At 64.2% G+C, this 16,547-nt stretch carries 15 protein-coding genes; 10 read left to right on the top strand and 5 right to left on the bottom strand.

All coding sequences use genetic code 11. The features are described from left to right. Positions 1-23: 23 nt before the first annotated feature. From X728_RS158245 to X728_RS158215, 7 genes are all read left to right on the top strand, one after another. Complete coding sequence (locus tag X728_RS158245; protein WP_023699147.1) at positions 24-1,010, top strand: sugar kinase; 987 nt, start codon at positions 24-26, stop codon at positions 1,008-1,010. After that, positions 1,007-2,284: a D-tagatose-bisphosphate aldolase, class II, non-catalytic subunit gene (locus X728_RS158240; RefSeq protein WP_023831054.1), complete on the top strand. Its 1,278-nt coding sequence runs from the start codon at positions 1,007-1,009 to the stop codon at positions 2,282-2,284. The genes X728_RS158245 and X728_RS158240 overlap by 4 nt, the downstream gene beginning before the upstream one ends. A gap of 64 nt (positions 2,285-2,348) precedes the next feature. Continuing rightward, positions 2,349-2,927 (top strand): DUF922 domain-containing protein, encoded by a 579-nt coding sequence (locus X728_RS158235; RefSeq protein WP_023712528.1) that lies wholly within the window; start codon positions 2,349-2,351, stop codon positions 2,925-2,927. A gap of 194 nt (positions 2,928-3,121) precedes the next feature. Then, complete coding sequence (gene ugpC / locus X728_RS158230; protein WP_023831055.1) at positions 3,122-4,207, top strand: sn-glycerol-3-phosphate ABC transporter ATP-binding protein UgpC; 1,086 nt, start codon at positions 3,122-3,124, stop codon at positions 4,205-4,207. Positions 4,208-4,246: 39 nt separating this feature from the next. Continuing rightward, complete coding sequence (locus tag X728_RS158225; protein WP_023831056.1) at positions 4,247-5,572, top strand: ABC transporter substrate-binding protein; 1,326 nt, start codon at positions 4,247-4,249, stop codon at positions 5,570-5,572. Between the two features lie 102 nt (positions 5,573-5,674). Further along, positions 5,675-6,613 (top strand): sugar ABC transporter permease, encoded by a 939-nt coding sequence (locus X728_RS158220; RefSeq protein ID WP_023673470.1) that lies wholly within the window; start codon positions 5,675-5,677, stop codon positions 6,611-6,613. A gap of 1 nt (position 6,614) precedes the next feature. Beyond that, a complete protein-coding gene (locus X728_RS158215; protein WP_023831057.1) occupies positions 6,615-7,517 on the top strand; it encodes a carbohydrate ABC transporter permease in 903 nt (300 codons plus the stop codon). 30 nt (positions 7,518-7,547) lie between these two features. On the opposite strand, the gene X728_RS158210 is transcribed toward X728_RS158215, so the two are convergent. Next, positions 7,548-8,252 carry an SDR family oxidoreductase gene (locus tag X728_RS158210; protein WP_023705118.1) on the bottom strand — a complete coding sequence of 235 codons (705 nt, stop codon included), beginning with the start codon at positions 8,250-8,252 and terminating at the stop codon, positions 7,548-7,550. Positions 8,253-8,383: 131 nt separating this feature from the next. On the opposite strand from X728_RS158210, the gene gcvA reads away from it, so the two are divergent. Further along, positions 8,384-9,283 (top strand): transcriptional regulator GcvA, encoded by a 900-nt coding sequence (gene gcvA / locus X728_RS158205; RefSeq protein WP_023733984.1) that lies wholly within the window; start codon positions 8,384-8,386, stop codon positions 9,281-9,283. Between the two features lie 20 nt (positions 9,284-9,303). On the opposite strand, the gene X728_RS158200 is transcribed toward gcvA, so the two are convergent. After that, the gene (locus tag X728_RS158200) at positions 9,304-10,407 is read right to left on the bottom strand and encodes an NAD(P)/FAD-dependent oxidoreductase (protein WP_023708708.1); all 1,104 of its coding nucleotides are present in this window, start codon (positions 10,405-10,407) and stop codon (positions 9,304-9,306) included. 455 nt (positions 10,408-10,862) lie between these two features. Beyond that, positions 10,863-11,279 carry a helix-turn-helix domain-containing protein gene (locus X728_RS158190; protein ID WP_023673465.1) on the bottom strand — a complete coding sequence of 139 codons (417 nt, stop codon included), beginning with the start codon at positions 11,277-11,279 and terminating at the stop codon, positions 10,863-10,865. A 137-nt stretch (positions 11,280-11,416) separates the two neighbouring features. On the opposite strand from X728_RS158190, the gene X728_RS158185 reads away from it, so the two are divergent. Then, positions 11,417-12,004, top strand: coding sequence for a dihydrofolate reductase family protein (locus X728_RS158185; protein WP_023673464.1), 588 nt, complete (start codon positions 11,417-11,419; stop codon positions 12,002-12,004). Between the two features lie 95 nt (positions 12,005-12,099). Here the strand turns inward: X728_RS158185 and X728_RS158180 are convergent, their stop codons facing one another. Further along, complete coding sequence (locus X728_RS158180) at positions 12,100-12,528, bottom strand: VOC family protein (protein ID WP_155922514.1); 429 nt, start codon at positions 12,526-12,528, stop codon at positions 12,100-12,102. A gap of 247 nt (positions 12,529-12,775) precedes the next feature. On the opposite strand from X728_RS158180, the gene X728_RS158175 reads away from it, so the two are divergent. After that, complete coding sequence (locus tag X728_RS158175) at positions 12,776-13,984, top strand: MFS transporter (RefSeq protein ID WP_023735437.1); 1,209 nt, start codon at positions 12,776-12,778, stop codon at positions 13,982-13,984. A 30-nt stretch (positions 13,985-14,014) separates the two neighbouring features. On the opposite strand, the gene X728_RS158170 is transcribed toward X728_RS158175, so the two are convergent. Further along, entirely contained in the window at positions 14,015-16,309 is a 2,295-nt protein-coding gene (locus tag X728_RS158170; protein ID WP_023831059.1) for a cation:proton antiporter, read from the bottom strand. Between the last annotated feature and the right edge of the window lie 238 nt (positions 16,310-16,547).

A 16,547-nucleotide genomic window follows, 5' to 3' on the forward strand; every position in this document is an offset into this window, starting at 1 on the left:
TGCGTGTGAGAGGAATCGCAAGCATGAGCCTTTCGCGCCGAAGCGAGATCGCCGCCGAGGCCGTGGGGCCAACGATTGTCGCCGGCGAAATCCTGGTCGAGATCATGGCGACGGAACGGGGTTTCGGCTTCCTCGAGCCGCAATCGCTTGTCGGGCCATTCCCCAGCGGTGCGCCGGCGATCTTCATCGATCAGGTCGCCCGGCTGGGAGGCGGCGCCGGCATTATCGGCTGCGTCGGCCGCGACGATTTCGGCACGCTCAACCTGGACAGGCTGGAGCGCGACGGCGTCGACGTCTCAGCCGTCGATATCAGCGACCGCTTCCCGACGGGATGCGCCTTCGTGCGCTACCGGCCCGATGGTATCAGGGACTTCGTCTACAACATCGCCGAATCCGCCGCCGGGCAGATCCACCTGACCACTGCTGCGCGCCTGCTGGCGGACAGGGCCGGCCATCTGCATATCATGGGATCGACGCTGTCGGTGGCAGGGCTGAAGGAGATCGTCAGCTACGCAGTGCAGGCGGTTCGTGCCCGCGGCGGCTCGACCTCATTCGACCCGAATGTGCGCAAGGAGCTGATCGACGGCTCCGACGGCGCACTGTTTTCCGCACTCATCGACGATGCCGACCTGCTGCTGCCGTCCGGCGACGAATTGCTCGCTACGGCGGGCGTCGATGACGAGCACCGGGCGGTGGCGGCGCTGTTTGCCAGGGGCGTCGGCGAGATCGTGCTGAAGCGCGGTGCTGACGGCTCTTCCTGGTTCGGCGCCGACGGCGCCAGGATCGACTGCGCCGGTTTTCAGGTCGAGGAAGTCGACCCCACGGGCGCCGGCGATTGTTTCGGCGCCACCTACCTGACCTGCCGCCGCCAGGGGATGGAGCCCGGCAAGGCGCTGCTTTATGCCAATGCCGCCGGCGCCCGCAACGTCACCCGGCGCGGCCCGATGGAGGGCGTCACCAGCTTCGACGGACTCGATCAATTCATCAAGGGAACAGCGAGACGGACATGAGCGCCAACCCGCTTGCAGGCCTCGCCAGCGCGCGCAAAAACGGCTCGCCCTACGGCATCACCTCGATCTGCTCCGCGCATCCGCTGGTGATCCAGACGGCGATCAGGCGCGCCGTTGCCGACAGGGAGAAAAACCTGCTGATTGAGGCAACCTGCAATCAGGTCAACCAGTTCGGCGGCTATACCGGAATGACCCCGGCGCTGTTCGTCGCCTTCGTGCTGGAGATAGCCTGCCGCGAGGGGCTGGAAGCCTCACGTATCATCTTCGGCGGCGACCATCTGGGACCGAACCCGTGGCGCGCAGAGCCGGCGGCGCAGGCGATGGACAAGGCCGAGGCCATGGTCGGCGCCTATATCGCGGCCGGCTTCACCAAGATCCATCTCGACGCATCGATGGGCTGCGCCGGCGAGCCGGCGGCGCTTGACGACGAGACCATCGCCACCCGGGCGGCGCGGCTGGCAAAGGCGGCCGAAACGGGCGCGCACGCCGCAGGCAGCACCTTGCCGGTCTACATCATCGGCACCGAAGTTCCCGCCCCCGGCGGCGTCGACCATGCGATCAGCGAGTTGAAGCCGACCGAGGCGGCGGCGGCGCGGCGCACGATCGAGGTTCACCGGGAGATCTTTGCCCGCGAAGGCCTGACCGAGGCGTTCGGCCGCGTCATGGCCGTGGTGGTGCAGCCGGGCGTGGAATTCGGCAGCCAGAATGTCGTCGCCTACGCGCCCGAAAAATCCAAGGGCCTGACCGGCTTGCTCGATGAGCAGCCGTCGCTCGTCTACGAGGCGCATTCGACCGACTACCAGACCCGTGCGGCTTTGACCGCGCTGGTCGCAAACGGCTTTCCTATCCTCAAGGTCGGCCCCGGCCTGACCTTCGTCTTGCGCGAGGCGCTTTACGGGCTCGACCTGATCGCCTCCGAAATGGCCAGGGACTATGGCGACCGGTCGCTCGCCCGGACCATGGAAAGCGCGATGCTGGCAGCCCCCGGCCATTGGCACAGCCACTATCATGGCAATGAAGCAGAGCTATATGTGCAGCGGCATTACAGCTACAGCGACCGCATCCGCTATTATTGGAGCAACCCCACCGCTGTCGCGGCCGTCGAGCGCCTGCGCAAGGCGCTGGACGACGTTGCCATTCCCGAAACGCTGATGCGGCAATTCCTGCCGGCGCTGCCGGCCGAACTCGGGCCGGCGGGCAATCCCGAGGCTATCCTTCTCGAAGCTGTCGATCAGGTGCTGGCCGACTATGACGCGGCCTGCCGTGGGACCTGAGTGCATTGCGCCGGGTTGATCTTTGCCTCAGCCCAGTGTCTCTGACGTTTCCATGAAACCAGCCATGTTCTTTCTCCTGTTCGCGGCCTCCCTGCTGGCGTCGCCGGCACGCGCCGACTGGAAGCCGGTCGAAAAGGTCGAGACCTACGCCATCGCAGGGCGGACCGGCCCGGAACTCTATGCCGCGATCGGCGAAGCCGGCCCCTTGCTCGGCAAGGGTCGGGTCATTGCGCACACCAATTTCAAGCTGACCTGGACCAGGGACTACAGGCCGCAAGGCGACGCTTGCGTGCTCAAATCGGCGCGCCCGAAACTGATCATCACCTACACCTTGCCGAAGCCGGCCGAACCGTTGCCGGCTTCCGTCCAGAAGAACTGGACGGTGTTCATCGCCGGGCTCGCCGCCCACGAGAGAGTGCATGGCGCAGCCATCGCCGAGATGGTGCGCAAGATCGAGGCGGTGAGCGTCGGCCTGACCGTTACTGATGACCCCGCCTGCAGCAAGATCAGAACCGAGCTGACGAGGCAACTCGCCCAGATCTCGCTGGCTCAGCGGCAGGCGAGCCGCGACTTCGACCGGGTCGAATTCGGCCCCGGCGGAAACCTGCAGAAGCTGGTGCTGGCTTTTGTGAATGGGGGGTAGTTTGCCGGCGAACCGGTCATTGCCCCGGTGTTCCGAATGACAAGAGCACCGGCCGCATGGCCGCTTTACAGGCAGGCTTGGTAGCGCTACCGTCTGATCGTCACGCGACCTGTTGGGGGAATGGGAGACGGTCGCGAGGCGGGAGAGGAGCGGTTTCCTTCGGGGCGTCGCAAGAAGCATTCGGGAGGAGATCGATGGCGTCTGTCGCGATCGGCGATGTTTACAAATCGTTCGGGACCGTCGAGGTCCTGCATGGCGTCAGTGTGGATATCGACGACGGCGAATTCGTCACGCTGGTCGGCCCGTCGGGTTGCGGAAAATCGACCCTTCTCAGGATGATCGCCGGCCTGGAAAAGATTTCTCGGGGCGAGATCGCGATCGGGGATCGGGTCGTCAACAACGTTGCGCCGAAAGAGCGCGACGTTGCCATGGTGTTCCAGAACTACGCGCTCTACCCGCACATGACGGTCGCCGAGAACATGGCGTTCTCGCTCATGCTCAAAGGTGTTTCGAAGGCCGATTGCGCTACCAGCATTCAGCGCGCCGCCGAAATCCTCGGGCTGGTGCCATTGCTGACGCGATATCCGCGCCAGCTTTCCGGCGGCCAGCGCCAGCGCGTCGCCATGGGCCGGGCGATCGTGCGCGATCCACAGGTTTTCCTGTTCGACGAACCGCTCTCCAATCTCGACGCCAAGCTCAGGGTGCAGATGCGCGCCGAGATCAAGGAACTGCACCAGCGGCTCAAGACGACCACAGTCTATGTCACCCACGACCAGATCGAGGCCATGACCATGGCCGACAAGATCGTCGTCATGCATGACGGCATCGTCGAACAGATCGGACCGCCGCTGGAGCTCTACGACAGGCCAAACAATCTCTTCGTCGCCAGTTTCATCGGCTCGCCCGCCATGAACCTGATCAAGGGCGAGATCGTCACCGACGGGTCTCCGTCCTTTCGCGGCGCCGGGGGAATTTCCGTGCCGCTGGCCGGCGCGCCGGCCGTTGGCAACGGTCATCCGGTGGTGCTGGGAATACGGCCCGAGCATTTGCGGCTATCGTCAGACCAAGGCATTCCAGTCACCGTCGCGGTGGTCGAGCCGACCGGGTCGGAAGTGCAGATCAGCGGCCGCACCGCCGGCGGCGACGAGATCGTCGCCAATTTCCGCGAACGCCATGCCTTAACACCGGGCGAATCCATACGGCTCTCTGCCGCGCCTGGCCTGATTCATCTCTTTGACGGCAAGACCGGAACACGATTTGAAACGCGTAACGGATGGTAAGGACCGCATAGCAAGGAAGATAAACCGGAGGAGACGACCATGAAATTCACGAGACGCGATGTAATCCGCACGACCGCAGGTGCCGCAGCGGGAGCTCTGGGAAGCCGGTTCGTCGGCTCGCCGGCTTTTGCCCAGGAGGGCTTGAAATACAAGCCCGAGGAAGGCGCAAAGCTGCGGCTGCTGCGCTGGTCGCCCTTCGTCAAGGGCGATGAGGATCAATGGCTGGCCAACACCAAGCGCTTCACCGAGGCGACAGGTGTCGAGGTTCGTGTCGACAAGGAAAGCTGGGAGGACATTCGCCCCAAGGCAGCGGTCGCCGCCAATGTCGGTTCCGGCCCGGACCTCATGTTCGTCTGGTTCGACGACCCGCATCAATATCCCGACAAGCTGCACGACGTGACCGAGCTCGGCGAGTATCTGGGCTCGAAATATGGCGGCTGGCACGACGGACCAAAGCAATATGCGACGCGGGACGGCAAGTTCGTCGGCCTGCCGCTGGCCACGATCGGCAATGCCATCGTCTATCGCGAAAGCTGGGTGAAGGAGGCCGGCTTCTCCGAATTTCCGAAGGATACGGCAGGCTTCCTCGAGCTTTGCAAGGCGTTGCAGGCGAAGGGACATCCGGCCGGCTTCACGCACGGCCACGGCGTCGGCGACGGCAACAATTACGCGCACTGGCTGCTGTGGAGCCATGGCGGCCAGATGGTCGACGAGAGCGGCAAGGTGGCGATCAACAGCCCCGAGACGCTAAAGGCGATCGGATACGCGCAGGAACTCTACAAGACCTTCATTCCCGGGACCGAAAGCTGGCTGGACGTCAATAACAACCGCGCCTTCCTGGCCGGCGAACTCGGCGTCATCGCCAACGGCATTTCCGCCTACAATACGGCCACGATCAACAAGGACAACGATCCGAAGCTGGCTGAGATCGCCAAGGACATCCGCACCACCAACCTGCCGATCGGTCCCGTCGGGAAATCGGTCGAACTGTTCCAGGTGACCACCGCCGTCATCTTCAACTACACGCCCTACCCCAATGCGGCCAAGGCCTATCTGCAGTTCATGTTCGAGGATCCGCAGATGACCGACTGGATCACCTCCTCGGCGGGCTATTGCTGCCAGACGCTGAAGGCCTTCGACAACAATCCAGTGTGGACGGCCGACCCGAACAATGCCGCCTATGCCAAGGCCTCGGCGACGCTGCGCCCCAACGGCTATGCCGGGCCGCTCGGCTATGCCTCGGCGGCGACCATGGCCGACTATGTCCTGGTCGACATGTTTGCCAAGGCGGTGACCGGCCAGGCGACGCCGCAGGAGGCGATGGAGGAGGCGGAGAAGCGCGCCAACCGCTACTACCGCGTTTGATCACGGCACCGCCGGGCAGCGTCTAGTGCGCTGCCCGGCCCGTCGCACAATCCCATGGCGGCCGTTGACGCCGTGACCTGATTCCCCGATGAGGAGCCCTCCATGGCCGTGCCGTCCGTTGCCGCCCAGCCGCGTCCGTCGATGCTTTCGCGGATCTCCGAAAGCCGCAACGCGCTGGGCTTCGGCTTCATGCTGCCGGCGGCGGCGCTGCTGCTGGTCTTCCTGACCTATCCGCTCGGGCTGGGCGTCTGGCTCGGCTTCACCGATGCCCGGATCGGCCGCCCCGGCATCTTCATCGGCGTCGAGAATTATCAGTACCTTTGGAATGACAACGTCTTCTGGCTCTCCGTCTTCAACACGCTGCTCTACACGGTCAGCGCCTCGATTCTGAAGTTCGTGCTCGGCCTGTGGCTGGCGCTCATCCTCAATGAAAACCTGCCGTTCAAATCGTTCTTCCGCGCGATAGTCCTGCTGCCCTGGGTGGTGCCCACTGTACTGTCAGCCATCGCCTTCTGGTGGATCTACGATTCGCAGTTCTCCATCCTGTCCTGGGCGCTGCAGCAAATGGGCCTGATCGACCACCGCATCAACTTCCTCGGCGATCCGGAGAATGCGCGCGCTTCGGTTATCGCCGCCAACGTCTGGCGCGGCATTCCTTTCGTCGCCATCACGCTGCTCGCCGGCCTGCAGACCATTCCGCAGTCGCTCTACGAGGCGGCCACGCTCGACGGCGCCAGTCGCTGGCAGTTGTTTCGCTATGTGACGCTGCCGCTGCTGACGCCGATCATCGCCATCACCATGACCTTCTCGGTGCTTTTCACCTTCACCGATTTCCAGCTGATCTACGTGCTGACCCGCGGCGGACCGGTGAATGCCACGCATCTGATGGCGACATTGTCTTTCCAGCGCGGCATTTCCGGCGGCCAGCTTGGCGAAGGCGCGGCCATCGCGGTGGCCATGATCCCGTTCCTGCTGGCGGCGATCCTGTTCAGCTATTTCGGCCTGCAACGCCGCAAATGGCAACAAGGCGGCGGAGACTGACATGGTCAAGACGGCCGCGACAAGGAAGGCGAAACGTGGGGATATCGACGAAGGCGGCATGGGCTACCTGCAGAGCCTGCCGCGCCGCGTGGTGACGGTCTATCTGCCGCTGCTGGTGTTCGTCTTCGTGCTTTTGTTTCCGTTTTACTGGATGACGATCACGGCGGTTAAACCCAATCTCGAAATGACCGACTATGCGCAGTTCAATCCGTTCTGGGTGGTGCATCCGACATTGGAGCACATCCGCTATCTCCTGTTCGAGACCTCCTATCCGGGCTGGCTGCTCAACACGATCATCATCTCGACCGCCGCTACGTTCCTGTCGCTGCTGGCGTCGGTGTTCGCCGCCTATGCGATCGAGCGGTTGCGCTTTTCCGGGGCGCGGCAGGTCGGCCTCGGCATCTTCCTCGCCTATCTGGTGCCGCCCTCGATCCTGTTCATTCCGCTGTCGGTGATGGTGTTCAACCTCAGGCTCTACGACACGCCCTTCGCGCTCATCCTTACCTATCCGACCTTCCTGGTGCCGTTCTGCACGTGGCTGTTGATGGGTTACTTCCGCTCCATCCCGTTCGAACTGGAAGAATGCGCGCTGATAGACGGAGCGAGCCGGTGGCAGATCCTCACCAAGATCGTGCTGCCGCTGTCGGTGCCCGGCCTGATCTCCGCCGGCATATTCGCCTTCACCCTGTCATGGAACGAGTTCATCTACGCGCTGACATTCATCCAGTCCTCGGAAAACAAGACCGTGCCGGTGGGTGTGCTGACCGAGTTGGTGCGCTCCGACGTCTACGAATGGGGGGCGCTGATGGCGGGAGCGCTGATCGGCTCGCTGCCGGTGGTGGTGCTCTATTCGTTCTTCGTCGAGCACTATGTCTCGTCGATGACCGGCGCGGTGAAGGAGTGACGCGCCGGCTCACGCGAGGCGACCGCGCGGTCAGATCGCGCCGATGATGCCGCCGTCGACGCGGATGTTCTGGCCGGTGATGTAGCCCGCACCTTCGGAAGCGAGGAAGGCGATGGTCGCGGCAATTTCCTCCGAGGTGCCGTAGCGCTGCATCGGCACGCTGTCGCGGCGCTCCTCGGTGGCCGGCAGGCTGTCGATCCAGCCGGGCAGCACATTGTTCATGCGCACATTGTCGGCGGCGTAGGTGTTGGCGAAGATCTTGGTGTAGGCGGCAAGACCGGCGCGGAACACGGCGGATGTCGGGAACATCGGGCTCGGCTCGACCACCCAGGCGGTCGAGATGTTGATGATGGCGCCGGCCCTCTGCTTGACCATCTGCGGCGCCACGATGCGCACCGGCCGGATGACGTTCATCAGATAGACGTCGAGACCGGTGTGCCACTGCTCGTCGGTGATTTCGAGGATCGGCGCGCGTGGCCCGTGGCCGCCGCTGTTGACCAGCACGTCGATGCGGCCGTAGCGCTCGAGCGTGAGGTCGGCGAGCCGCTGCAGATCGTCATTCGACTGGTTGGAGCCGGTGACGCCGAGGCCACCAAGCTCTTTCGCCAAGGCCTCGCCCTTACCTGAGGACGACAGGATCGCGACCTTGAACCCGTCCGCCGCCAGCCGCTTGGCCGCCGCCGCACCCATGCCGCTGCCACCGGCGACGACCACTGCCACTTTTTCTACATTCATCTTGATTTTCCTTCGCACGGGTTGGCGGGACTCTGAAGCCCATGTTTCCGACCTTCGAGCAATGCTATAAGCGGTGTTGCCATCTGGTTCGAACCAGAAAGCCTGAAATCAAGCTGTAGAAAAACTCCTGCATGCCTGAAGCCTTCCTGAGCCTGCCACCATTGAATGCGCTGCGTGCCTTCGAAGCCGCCGCGCGTCATCTCAACTTCCGCATCGCCGCCGAAGAGCTGAACGTGACGCAAGGGGCGGTGGCGCAGCATATACGCGGGCTGGAGGCCGATCTCGGCACAAAACTCTTCGACCGGCTGCCGCGCGGCCTGGCGCTGACCGATGAGGGCCGCGCCTATATGCCCAACATCCGCCGCGCCTTCGAGCTGATCTCGGAGGCCACCTTGCTGCTGCGGCCCGAACCGGCGCGGCTGACGATCAGCGTCACGCCGAGCTTTGCCACCAAATGGCTGATCCCCAAACTGCCGGAGTTCGTCGCCCACAACCCGCTGGTCGATTTGCGAATCCTGGCCAGCGAAAGCCTGTCGAGTTTTCAGGCCGACGGCGTCGACATTGCGGTCAGGCAAGGCCGCCTGCCCTTCGGCGCCGGCCTGATGGTGGATCTTTTGTTTCCACAGCAGATCGTCGCCATCTGCAGCCCTGCCCTGCTGCCGACCGGCGCGAACGAGATCGCGCCGACCGACATCCAGCACCACGTCCTGCTGCACGACGCGCACAATCTATGGCCGGAATTCATGGAAAAGGCGCTCGGCCTGAGGATGGCCGCCGAGGCCAAACGCATGCGCTTCAACCAGACAGGCCTCGCGATCGACGCCGCCATTGCCGGCCAGGGCATCGCGCTGGCCAGCCGGTTTCTCGTATCCGCCGACATTGCCGCCGGCCGGCTGGTGCAGCCGATCAACGCGGAGATGCGTGGGACGCACGATTTCTATGTCGTGATGCCGCGCAAGCAACGGCACCCAGAACCGACGCAAGCCGTGCGGCGATGGCTGCTGGATGAGGGCGATGCGGCGCGGCTGTGATGGATAGCCGATCTCCCCTTTTACCGCCGCCGCGCAATGTCGGCCGCCACCGCCTTCGCCTCCCTGCCGATTTCTCGTAGCAGACCGGTGACCGGATTGTAGAAGCCGACGAGGTAGAGGCCGAGTTGAGAGGCGCGGGCGTTGACGCCACTGCGCTCCGGCTGCAATTCCACGGGCAGAAACTTTTCGTAGCCCGGGCGATAGCCGGTGGCGAGGATGACGGCGTCGAAATTTTCCTGCCTGCCGTCGGTGAACGCAGCGCCGCGCTCGGTGAAGCCCGCTATGTCGGGTGCGATCTTGATGGCGCCTTTGGTGATGGCGTCGACCGTGCCGACGTCGATGACCGGGATGCGGCCGACTTCGTCGATCTGCTGCAGGATGCCCTGCTTCGGCCTGACGATGCCGTATTTCTCGAGCTTGCCCAGCGCGAAATCGAGGATGATCGGGAACATCCAGTCGTTCAGCGCCTGCGGCATCGGCCGGCTGGCGATGCCGACCATCTGGATCGGCACGCCGAACAGCTGGCGCGGCACGATGTGGACGCCCTTGCGCACCGAAATGGTCGGACGCGCGCCACTTTCCGCCAAGTCGAGCGCGATCTCGGCGCCGGTGTTGCCCATGCCGACGATCAGCACCGAGCGGCCGGCAAAGGGCGCCGCTTGCGTATAGTCGGCGCTGTGCAGCACCTCGCCCTTGAAAGCCTCGATAGCAGGGAGCCGGGGGACGATCGGCTCGGCATTGTTACCGCTGGCGATGACGACATGGCGCGCCTTGATGTTGTCCGATCCTGTCTCGACCAGAAAACCGCCGTCCCCGAGGCGAATGGCTTTCACCGTCACGCCGAAGCGCGGGCGCAGATCGAATTTTTCCGCGTAGTCGTCGAGATAGCGGACCACCATTTCGCGCGGCACGTAGCGCGGATAATTTTTGGGAAAGGGCAGGAACGGCAGCGACGAGAACGACTTGACCGTATGCAGATGCAGCCGCCGATAGTGCCGCCGCCAGGCGGGCGCGATCTCCTGCGATTTTTCGAGCAGGATGAAATCCACTCCTGCCCGCTTCAGGCAGGCACCGACCGCAAGGCCGGCGGGCCCGGCGCCGACAATAACGACAGTGGTGTCCAAGCGATTCTCCTCCCGCTAGCTCCTTAGGCTACGCGTAGAAGCGCAGGCGGGACAAGGCGCGCCTCACCTTCTCCCCTTGTTGGAGAAGGTGGATCGGCGCGCTAGCGCCGAGACGCCTTCGCATCGCGGCGCGCACGCTGCGCATCCTGTCCGGTCTCGGCTCACCCCCGGTGACGAATGTCTATCCCGGCAATCGCCCATGCTGTCGGACGGGCTGCCTGTCGCCGGCCGCACCGCGGTCGAAGAGCTCTACGTGCATGGCGGCATGGGCCGATCGGCATGCATGCCGCCCCCGCCATCGCGCGCTGGCTGGAAGAGGCCGTGGTTCGGGCGATGGCAATCCGAAGCAGACATGGCTCCGGCCACAGCGATTTGCGGGATGGGAAGGGTGAGGCTGCGCGACGTCGTGTCGATGTAGCCCGCCATCGGCCCGACGGGAGGGCTGGCGTTGCTCCCTAGCCGATATGCTCGGCGCGCAGCTTCTTCTTTATCTGCTCCAGGCCTGCCTCGCCGCCCGTCGCCAGTTCATCGGCGATCCTTGCCAGCTTGTCATCGGCGTTGCGGTATTTGCTGCCCCAGGCGCCGAGCGTCGCCAGCACCGGCAACAGGTCGATGCCCGCCTCGGTCAGCTTATAGATCGCCTTGAGCTTGTGCGTGGGGTCGTCGCTTCTGGTGACAATGCCCTCATCCTGCAAGGTCTGCAGCCGCTCGGCCAGCGTGCGCGACGAGATGCCTTCGCCTGATAGCAGAAACTCCCGGAAGTGCCTTTTTCCCGCGAAAATCATGTCGCGGATGATCAGCAGCGTCCAGCGGTCACCGAGCAATTCGAGCGACAGGCTGATGGGGCAGCCGGATCTTTCCCTGGTCGACATTCTCAATGCTTCCATTTCTAAATCACTTTACTATTGACATCATTTTTCTCTCGTGTCAATGGTTCCGAAAGTAAAGCGATCACCAACGCCGCCTGACCTGGCGCTGGTGACACCAGAGCTCAATCAGGAGAACAACGATGAGAAAACTGATCCTGCAGATGCAGATGTCGGTCGACGGTTTTGTCGGCGCGGCCGGCGATGAGCACTGGCAGCTCTGGGAATGGGGCGCCAACTGCCCGTGGGACGACGACTTGAAGCAGGATTTCAACGCGGTGTTCGCCGGCATCGATACCATTCTGCTCAGCCGCAAGATGGCCGAAGAAGGCTATCTAACCCATTGGGGCAATGCGGCAAAAAACTATCCGCGCGATCCCTTCTACGCCTTTGCGCAGCGCATCGTCGAGGCGCGCAAGGTGGTGCTGAGCGACAAGCTCGCGGCATCGCGGTGGGAGCGCACGACGCTTGCCAGCGGCGACCTGCCGCGCGAGGTCAAGGCGCTGAAAGCTGAAGGTGAAGGCGACATGGCGGTATTCGGCGGCGCCGGCTTTGCCTCGGCGCTGATTGCAGCGGGACTGGTCGATGAGTTCCAGCTGTTCATCAATCCGGCCGCGCTGGGCGACGGCGAGCGGATTTTCGACTGTGGCGGCTTCCTGAAATTGCGCCTGCTCGGCTCTAAAGCCTATGCCTGCGGAATGGTGGTGAACCGCTACGCGCCGGCAATGTGAAGCAGTTCAGAGATTGAATCCGTGGACCGCTTCAACTCTTTGTTTTTGCGAGAACTCCGGACGGATCACCGCAACCCGCTCCTCGTGAACCTGCGCTAGAAATTGATCTCGACCGAAGCGGCACTTCGCTTTGCCGGCCCGTGAAACACCGCCTCGATGTTGTTGCCGTCGGGGTCGAGCAGGAAGGCGGCGTAGTAGCCGGGGTGGTAGGGCCGCTCACCCGGCGCGCCATTGTCGGCCCCGCCGGCATCGAGGCCAGCCTTGTAGAACGCATCGACCATGGCCTTGTCCCTGGCCTGGAAGGCCAGATGATGGCGCCCGGTCAGCTGTCCCCTCGCCGCCCGGCTGTCGAGGCTTGAGATGAACAGCTCGTCGGCCCAGAAATAGTCCTCGGCCTCGCCGCCGATCGGAATGCCGAGCACCTTGAAGACGGCTTCATAGAAGCGCCGGCTCGCCTTGAGGTCCCTGACCACCAGCTGGACGTGGTCGATGAGGCGGCCGCGATGCAGTTCCATGAGCGATATCTCCCGTCGCGAGACCACAAAGCTAGTGCCGCGGAGCGGCTCGTCAATTCGGCAGTCTATCTTGTCGGCGCGCTTGGCAGCCTTACGCCCCTGCTTTTGTCATATCCGGATGGACTTCCACGCAGACCGGATAAAAAATGCAACCGGATTGTCGGATTCGAAATCCCGCCAACGTCCTTCGGACGCAAGCGGCGCAACGGAGCTGGAGCGAGTGGCGCCGCATCGAAACCGATCTCGGGAGAAGAGCATGAACAGTTCCTACCGTTGGGTGATCGTCGCGTGCGGCGCGCTGATGACCTGTGTGGCGCTCGGCGCGATGTTTTCGCTGGCGATCTTTCTCGAGCCGATGGCGCTCGACACCAACTGGTCGCGAACCGGCATTTCCAGCGCCATGACGCTGAATTTCTTGGTGATGGGCGCAGGCGGTTTCGCCTGGGGCGCCATCTATGACCGTGTCGGCGCCCGCCCGGTGGTTTTTGCCGGCGCGGTGCTGCTCGGTCTGTCGCTGGTGGTGGCAAGCCGAGCCCAATCGCTGCTGGTCTTCCAGCTGAGCTATGGCGTCATCGTCGGGCTGGCGGCCAGCGCCTTCTTCGCGCCGATGATCGCGCTGACCACCGCCTGGTTCGAGACCCATCGCAGCCTGGCCGTGTCGCTGGTCTCGGCCGGCATGGGCGTGGCGCCGATGACCATTTCGCCCTTCGCACGCTGGCTGATCACGGCCTATGACTGGCGTACCGCCATGTTCGACATCGGGATCATGGCTTGGGTGCTGTTGCTGCCGGCCGTCTTCCTGGTGCTCCAGCCGTCGGCGGCGGTCGCGGCAGCGGATGGCAGCGCGCCCGCACCTGCCGCGGCCCCCGGCATGTCAGTCGGCCAGGCGTTGCGCTCGCCGCAATTCCTGGTGCTGGGCATGACCTTCTTCGCCTGTTGCGCGGCGCATTCGGGGCCGATCTTCCACATGGTGAGCTATGCCATGTCGTGCGGCGTGGCGCCGATGGCAGCCGTGTCGATCTACAGCGTCGAGGGCCTTGCCGGCCTTGGCGGGCGCGTGCTCTACGGCGTGCTCGGCGACAGGCTGGGCGCCAAGCCGGTGCTGATCGTGGGCCTCGCCATCCAGGCGGTGGTGATCGCCGCCTATCTCGCCGTCGGCAATCTCGAGCAGTTCTATCTCCTGGCGATCATCTTCGGCGCCACATATGGCGGCGTCATGCCGCTCTATGCGGTTCTGGCGCGCGACTATTTCGGGCCACGCATCATCGGCACGATACTTGGCGCCGCGACCCTGTTGTCCAGCCTCGGCATGTCGTTCGGCCCGCTCGCCGGCGGCATGATCTTCGACGCCTATGCCAGCTATTCCTGGCTGTTCATCGGCTCGGCGCTGATCGGCCTCGGTGCTGCCGGCATCGCCATCGCCTTCCCGCCGCAGCCCGGCCGAGAGAGGCTGCAGGCGGCATGAGCGAAATTTCCCCTCGAGGGGAAATACTCATCACCCTGTCCCCGTTCCCGAGCGCAGCTCTTCTCTGCCCTCGTCGTCGCGGCTGAGCCTGGCGTCCGAGATCAGCACCACCGGGCATTGGCAGCGCTGCAGCACGCCGGTGGTCGTCTCGCCGAAGAAGAGTTCCTCGCCAGGGCGCCGCGCCACGCCCATGACGATCAGCGCCGCCCCCCTGCCGGCCTGGCGGGCAATGGCATCGGCGGCGGCGGCCCGGCTGCGGATGGCCGTCTCGATCTCGACGCCATAGCGGTCGGCTAGTGCGACGGTATCCTTCAGCACCGCCTCCCTGCGGCGATGCGAGACAGTGTCGCGCGGTTCGTCGCGGGCGACGCGCGCGACATAAAGTATCTTGACCCGCGCACCCGTGACCGCTGCAATCGCCAGTGCCATTTCGGCACCCCGGCGGGCGATCGCGGTGCCGTTGACCGGAACCAGAATCTTCCCGCCTTCAGGTCCTAGCCTTGGCATCTGGCGGCCGGCGCCGGTCGCCTTCAGCACCAGGCATAGCGGGCCCTCGAAGGCGCCGGCGATCTCGTTGATGCGGCGGGCAAACCCACCTTTCGACGTGACCGCGCGGCCGAGCCCGATCAGCAGCAGCCCATAGCCTTTGCGCGCCTCCTTGGCAACCGTTTCGGCCGAAAGCTCGGCCTCGCGGCGCCGCGTGACAGGCGCCGCATGGGCCAGCTCCTCGTCCGAACTCCTGGCGGCCTCGCGGCTGTCCTCGGCACCCTTTTCGATCGGCTCGAGCTTCGCATCCGTGCCGGGCTCGGCCTCCTCCCCCTCGCCTCGGGCATGCAGCACCGTCGTCGGCCTGCCGGCGCCCACGACTCCGGCGAGGTAAGCAGCAAAGCGGCCGACAACGCCCTCATCGGTCACCACCAGCAGTCGTTCCAGATTGGCGATGAAGCCGCGTTGGTCGATCTCCTCGCGCTCCAGACGCTTCTTCTCGTTCTCGCCCATCGGCAAGCGGCCGAGTGCCCAACGCAAGGTCGGCGGCATGGCGAGCGTGGTGATGACGGCCATGGTCACGATCATGGTGAAAAGATTGTGCGACAGAACGCCGATCGACAGGCCAATCGAGGCGACGATGACTTCGGTCGAGCCGCGCGCGTTCATGCCGCAACCGACGGCGATGCCTTCCTTGCGGCTCATGCCGGCAAGCTCGGCGCCGATGAAGGCGCCGGCGAATTTGCCGAAGCTGGCGATCAGCACCAAAGCGGCCGTGAGTAGCGCAAGCTCGTGGTCGACAAGCACGGTGAGATCCGCCGAAAGGCCGGCGACGCCGAAGAAAACCGGCATGAACAGCGCCATGATGACGCCGCGCAATTGCCCTTCGATATGACGCGACAGGATCGGCGATTCCCCAACCAGTATGCCGGCGACGAAGGCGCCGAGCACGGTGTGGACGCCGATCAGATCGGTGATCAGCGCCATTGCGCCCATGATGGCGAGAATGACGGTGACGACGGCGTATTCGCTGCGGAACGTATCGTTGGTCCAGCGGATGGCGTCGAAGACGATGCGGCGGCCAATCGTGAAGGAAAGCCCCATGAAGGCGGCGACGCCGACAATGGTGAAGGCAAGGCTGCCGAGCTCGATGCGCCCCTTGGTGGCGATGCCGATGGTGATGGCGATGATCACCCAGCCGATCGTGTCCTCGATGATGGCCGACGAGACGATGGTCTGACCGAGATCGCGGCGCATGAAGTTCATCTCGCGCACCACCATGGCGACGATCTTGACCGAGGAGATCGACAGCGCCGTGCCGAGGAAGAGACCGGCGACAATGCGCTCGGTTCCGTCGGCCAGCAGCGAGGCCGGCATGAACTGCGCGGCGGTGAAGCCGAGCGCGAAAGGCACGGCGACGCCCGCGGCGGAGATGGAAAAGCACGCACGGCCGACCCTGCGCACCAGCCGCAGATCCGTCTCCATCCCGGTGAGCAACAGAAGCATCAACACGCCGAGCTGGGCGATGGCGCTGATCATGCTCTTTTGGGTGGCGTCGCCTGAAAAGATCACGCGTTCTGCTTCCGGCAATAGCCAGCCGAGCAGCGATGGCCCGAGCAGGATGCCGCCGATGAGCTGACCCATCACCGCCGGCTGGCCGAGACGCTCCAGCAACTCGCCGATGCCGCGGCCGACGAGAAGCAGAAGGAGGATTTCGAGAACGAAAATGCCCTCGCTGGACATGCCGGTCTTTTCGGCTGCCAACGATGCGGCAGGCATGAATGCGAAAGCTGCCGCGGCAAGCGCGACCGACCGGCGCCGGTTGACCACGAAGGACATGCACCCCCTCATTGTGCCCGGTATAACGTTTTGAGGGCGAGATCGGTTGCACGCCACGCTCCCTTGGCGCGCCGCAGGTTCCTCCTTACCTGAATCGCATAACGGGCCTATCTGACTGCGGATAAACCGCCGAGACCCGGGCCGGCGACGGAACATTTTCAACCGATTGCGCGTTGCGCGGATGGGGATGACCGGCGTCGTTTCGGCCGGCCATGGCGTTGGGAGGCGCGTGGCAAGG

It is taken from the genome of Mesorhizobium sp. L103C119B0 (genome assembly GCF_000502235.1).
Classification (GTDB): Bacteria; Pseudomonadota; Alphaproteobacteria; order Rhizobiales; family Rhizobiaceae; genus Mesorhizobium.

What these genes read in the sequence shown, in the direction of transcription:
- X728_RS158235 (WP_023712528.1), top strand. Translation starts at nt 2,349, where the DNA reads ATGTTCTTTCTCCTGTTCGCGGCCTCCCTGCTGGCGTCGCCGGCACGC.
- X728_RS158240 (WP_023831054.1), top strand. Translation starts at nt 1,007, where the DNA reads ATGAGCGCCAACCCGCTTGCAGGCCTCGCCAGCGCGCGCAAAAACGGC.
- X728_RS158175 (WP_023735437.1), top strand. Translation starts at nt 12,776, where the DNA reads ATGAACAGTTCCTACCGTTGGGTGATCGTCGCGTGCGGCGCGCTGATG.
- gcvA (WP_023733984.1), top strand. Translation starts at nt 8,384, where the DNA reads ATGCCTGAAGCCTTCCTGAGCCTGCCACCATTGAATGCGCTGCGTGCC.
- X728_RS158245 (WP_023699147.1), top strand. Translation starts at nt 24, where the DNA reads ATGAGCCTTTCGCGCCGAAGCGAGATCGCCGCCGAGGCCGTGGGGCCA.
- X728_RS158185 (WP_023673464.1), top strand. Translation starts at nt 11,417, where the DNA reads ATGAGAAAACTGATCCTGCAGATGCAGATGTCGGTCGACGGTTTTGTC.
- ugpC (WP_023831055.1), top strand. Translation starts at nt 3,122, where the DNA reads ATGGCGTCTGTCGCGATCGGCGATGTTTACAAATCGTTCGGGACCGTC.
- X728_RS158170 (WP_023831059.1), bottom strand. Translation starts at nt 16,309, where the DNA reads ATGTCCTTCGTGGTCAACCGGCGCCGGTCGGTCGCGCTTGCCGCGGCA.
- X728_RS158210 (WP_023705118.1), bottom strand. Translation starts at nt 8,252, where the DNA reads ATGAATGTAGAAAAAGTGGCAGTGGTCGTCGCCGGTGGCAGCGGCATG.
- X728_RS158190 (WP_023673465.1), bottom strand. Translation starts at nt 11,279, where the DNA reads ATGTCGACCAGGGAAAGATCCGGCTGCCCCATCAGCCTGTCGCTCGAA.
- X728_RS158225 (WP_023831056.1), top strand. Translation starts at nt 4,247, where the DNA reads ATGAAATTCACGAGACGCGATGTAATCCGCACGACCGCAGGTGCCGCA.
- X728_RS158215 (WP_023831057.1), top strand. Translation starts at nt 6,615, where the DNA reads ATGGTCAAGACGGCCGCGACAAGGAAGGCGAAACGTGGGGATATCGAC.
- X728_RS158220 (WP_023673470.1), top strand. Translation starts at nt 5,675, where the DNA reads ATGGCCGTGCCGTCCGTTGCCGCCCAGCCGCGTCCGTCGATGCTTTCG.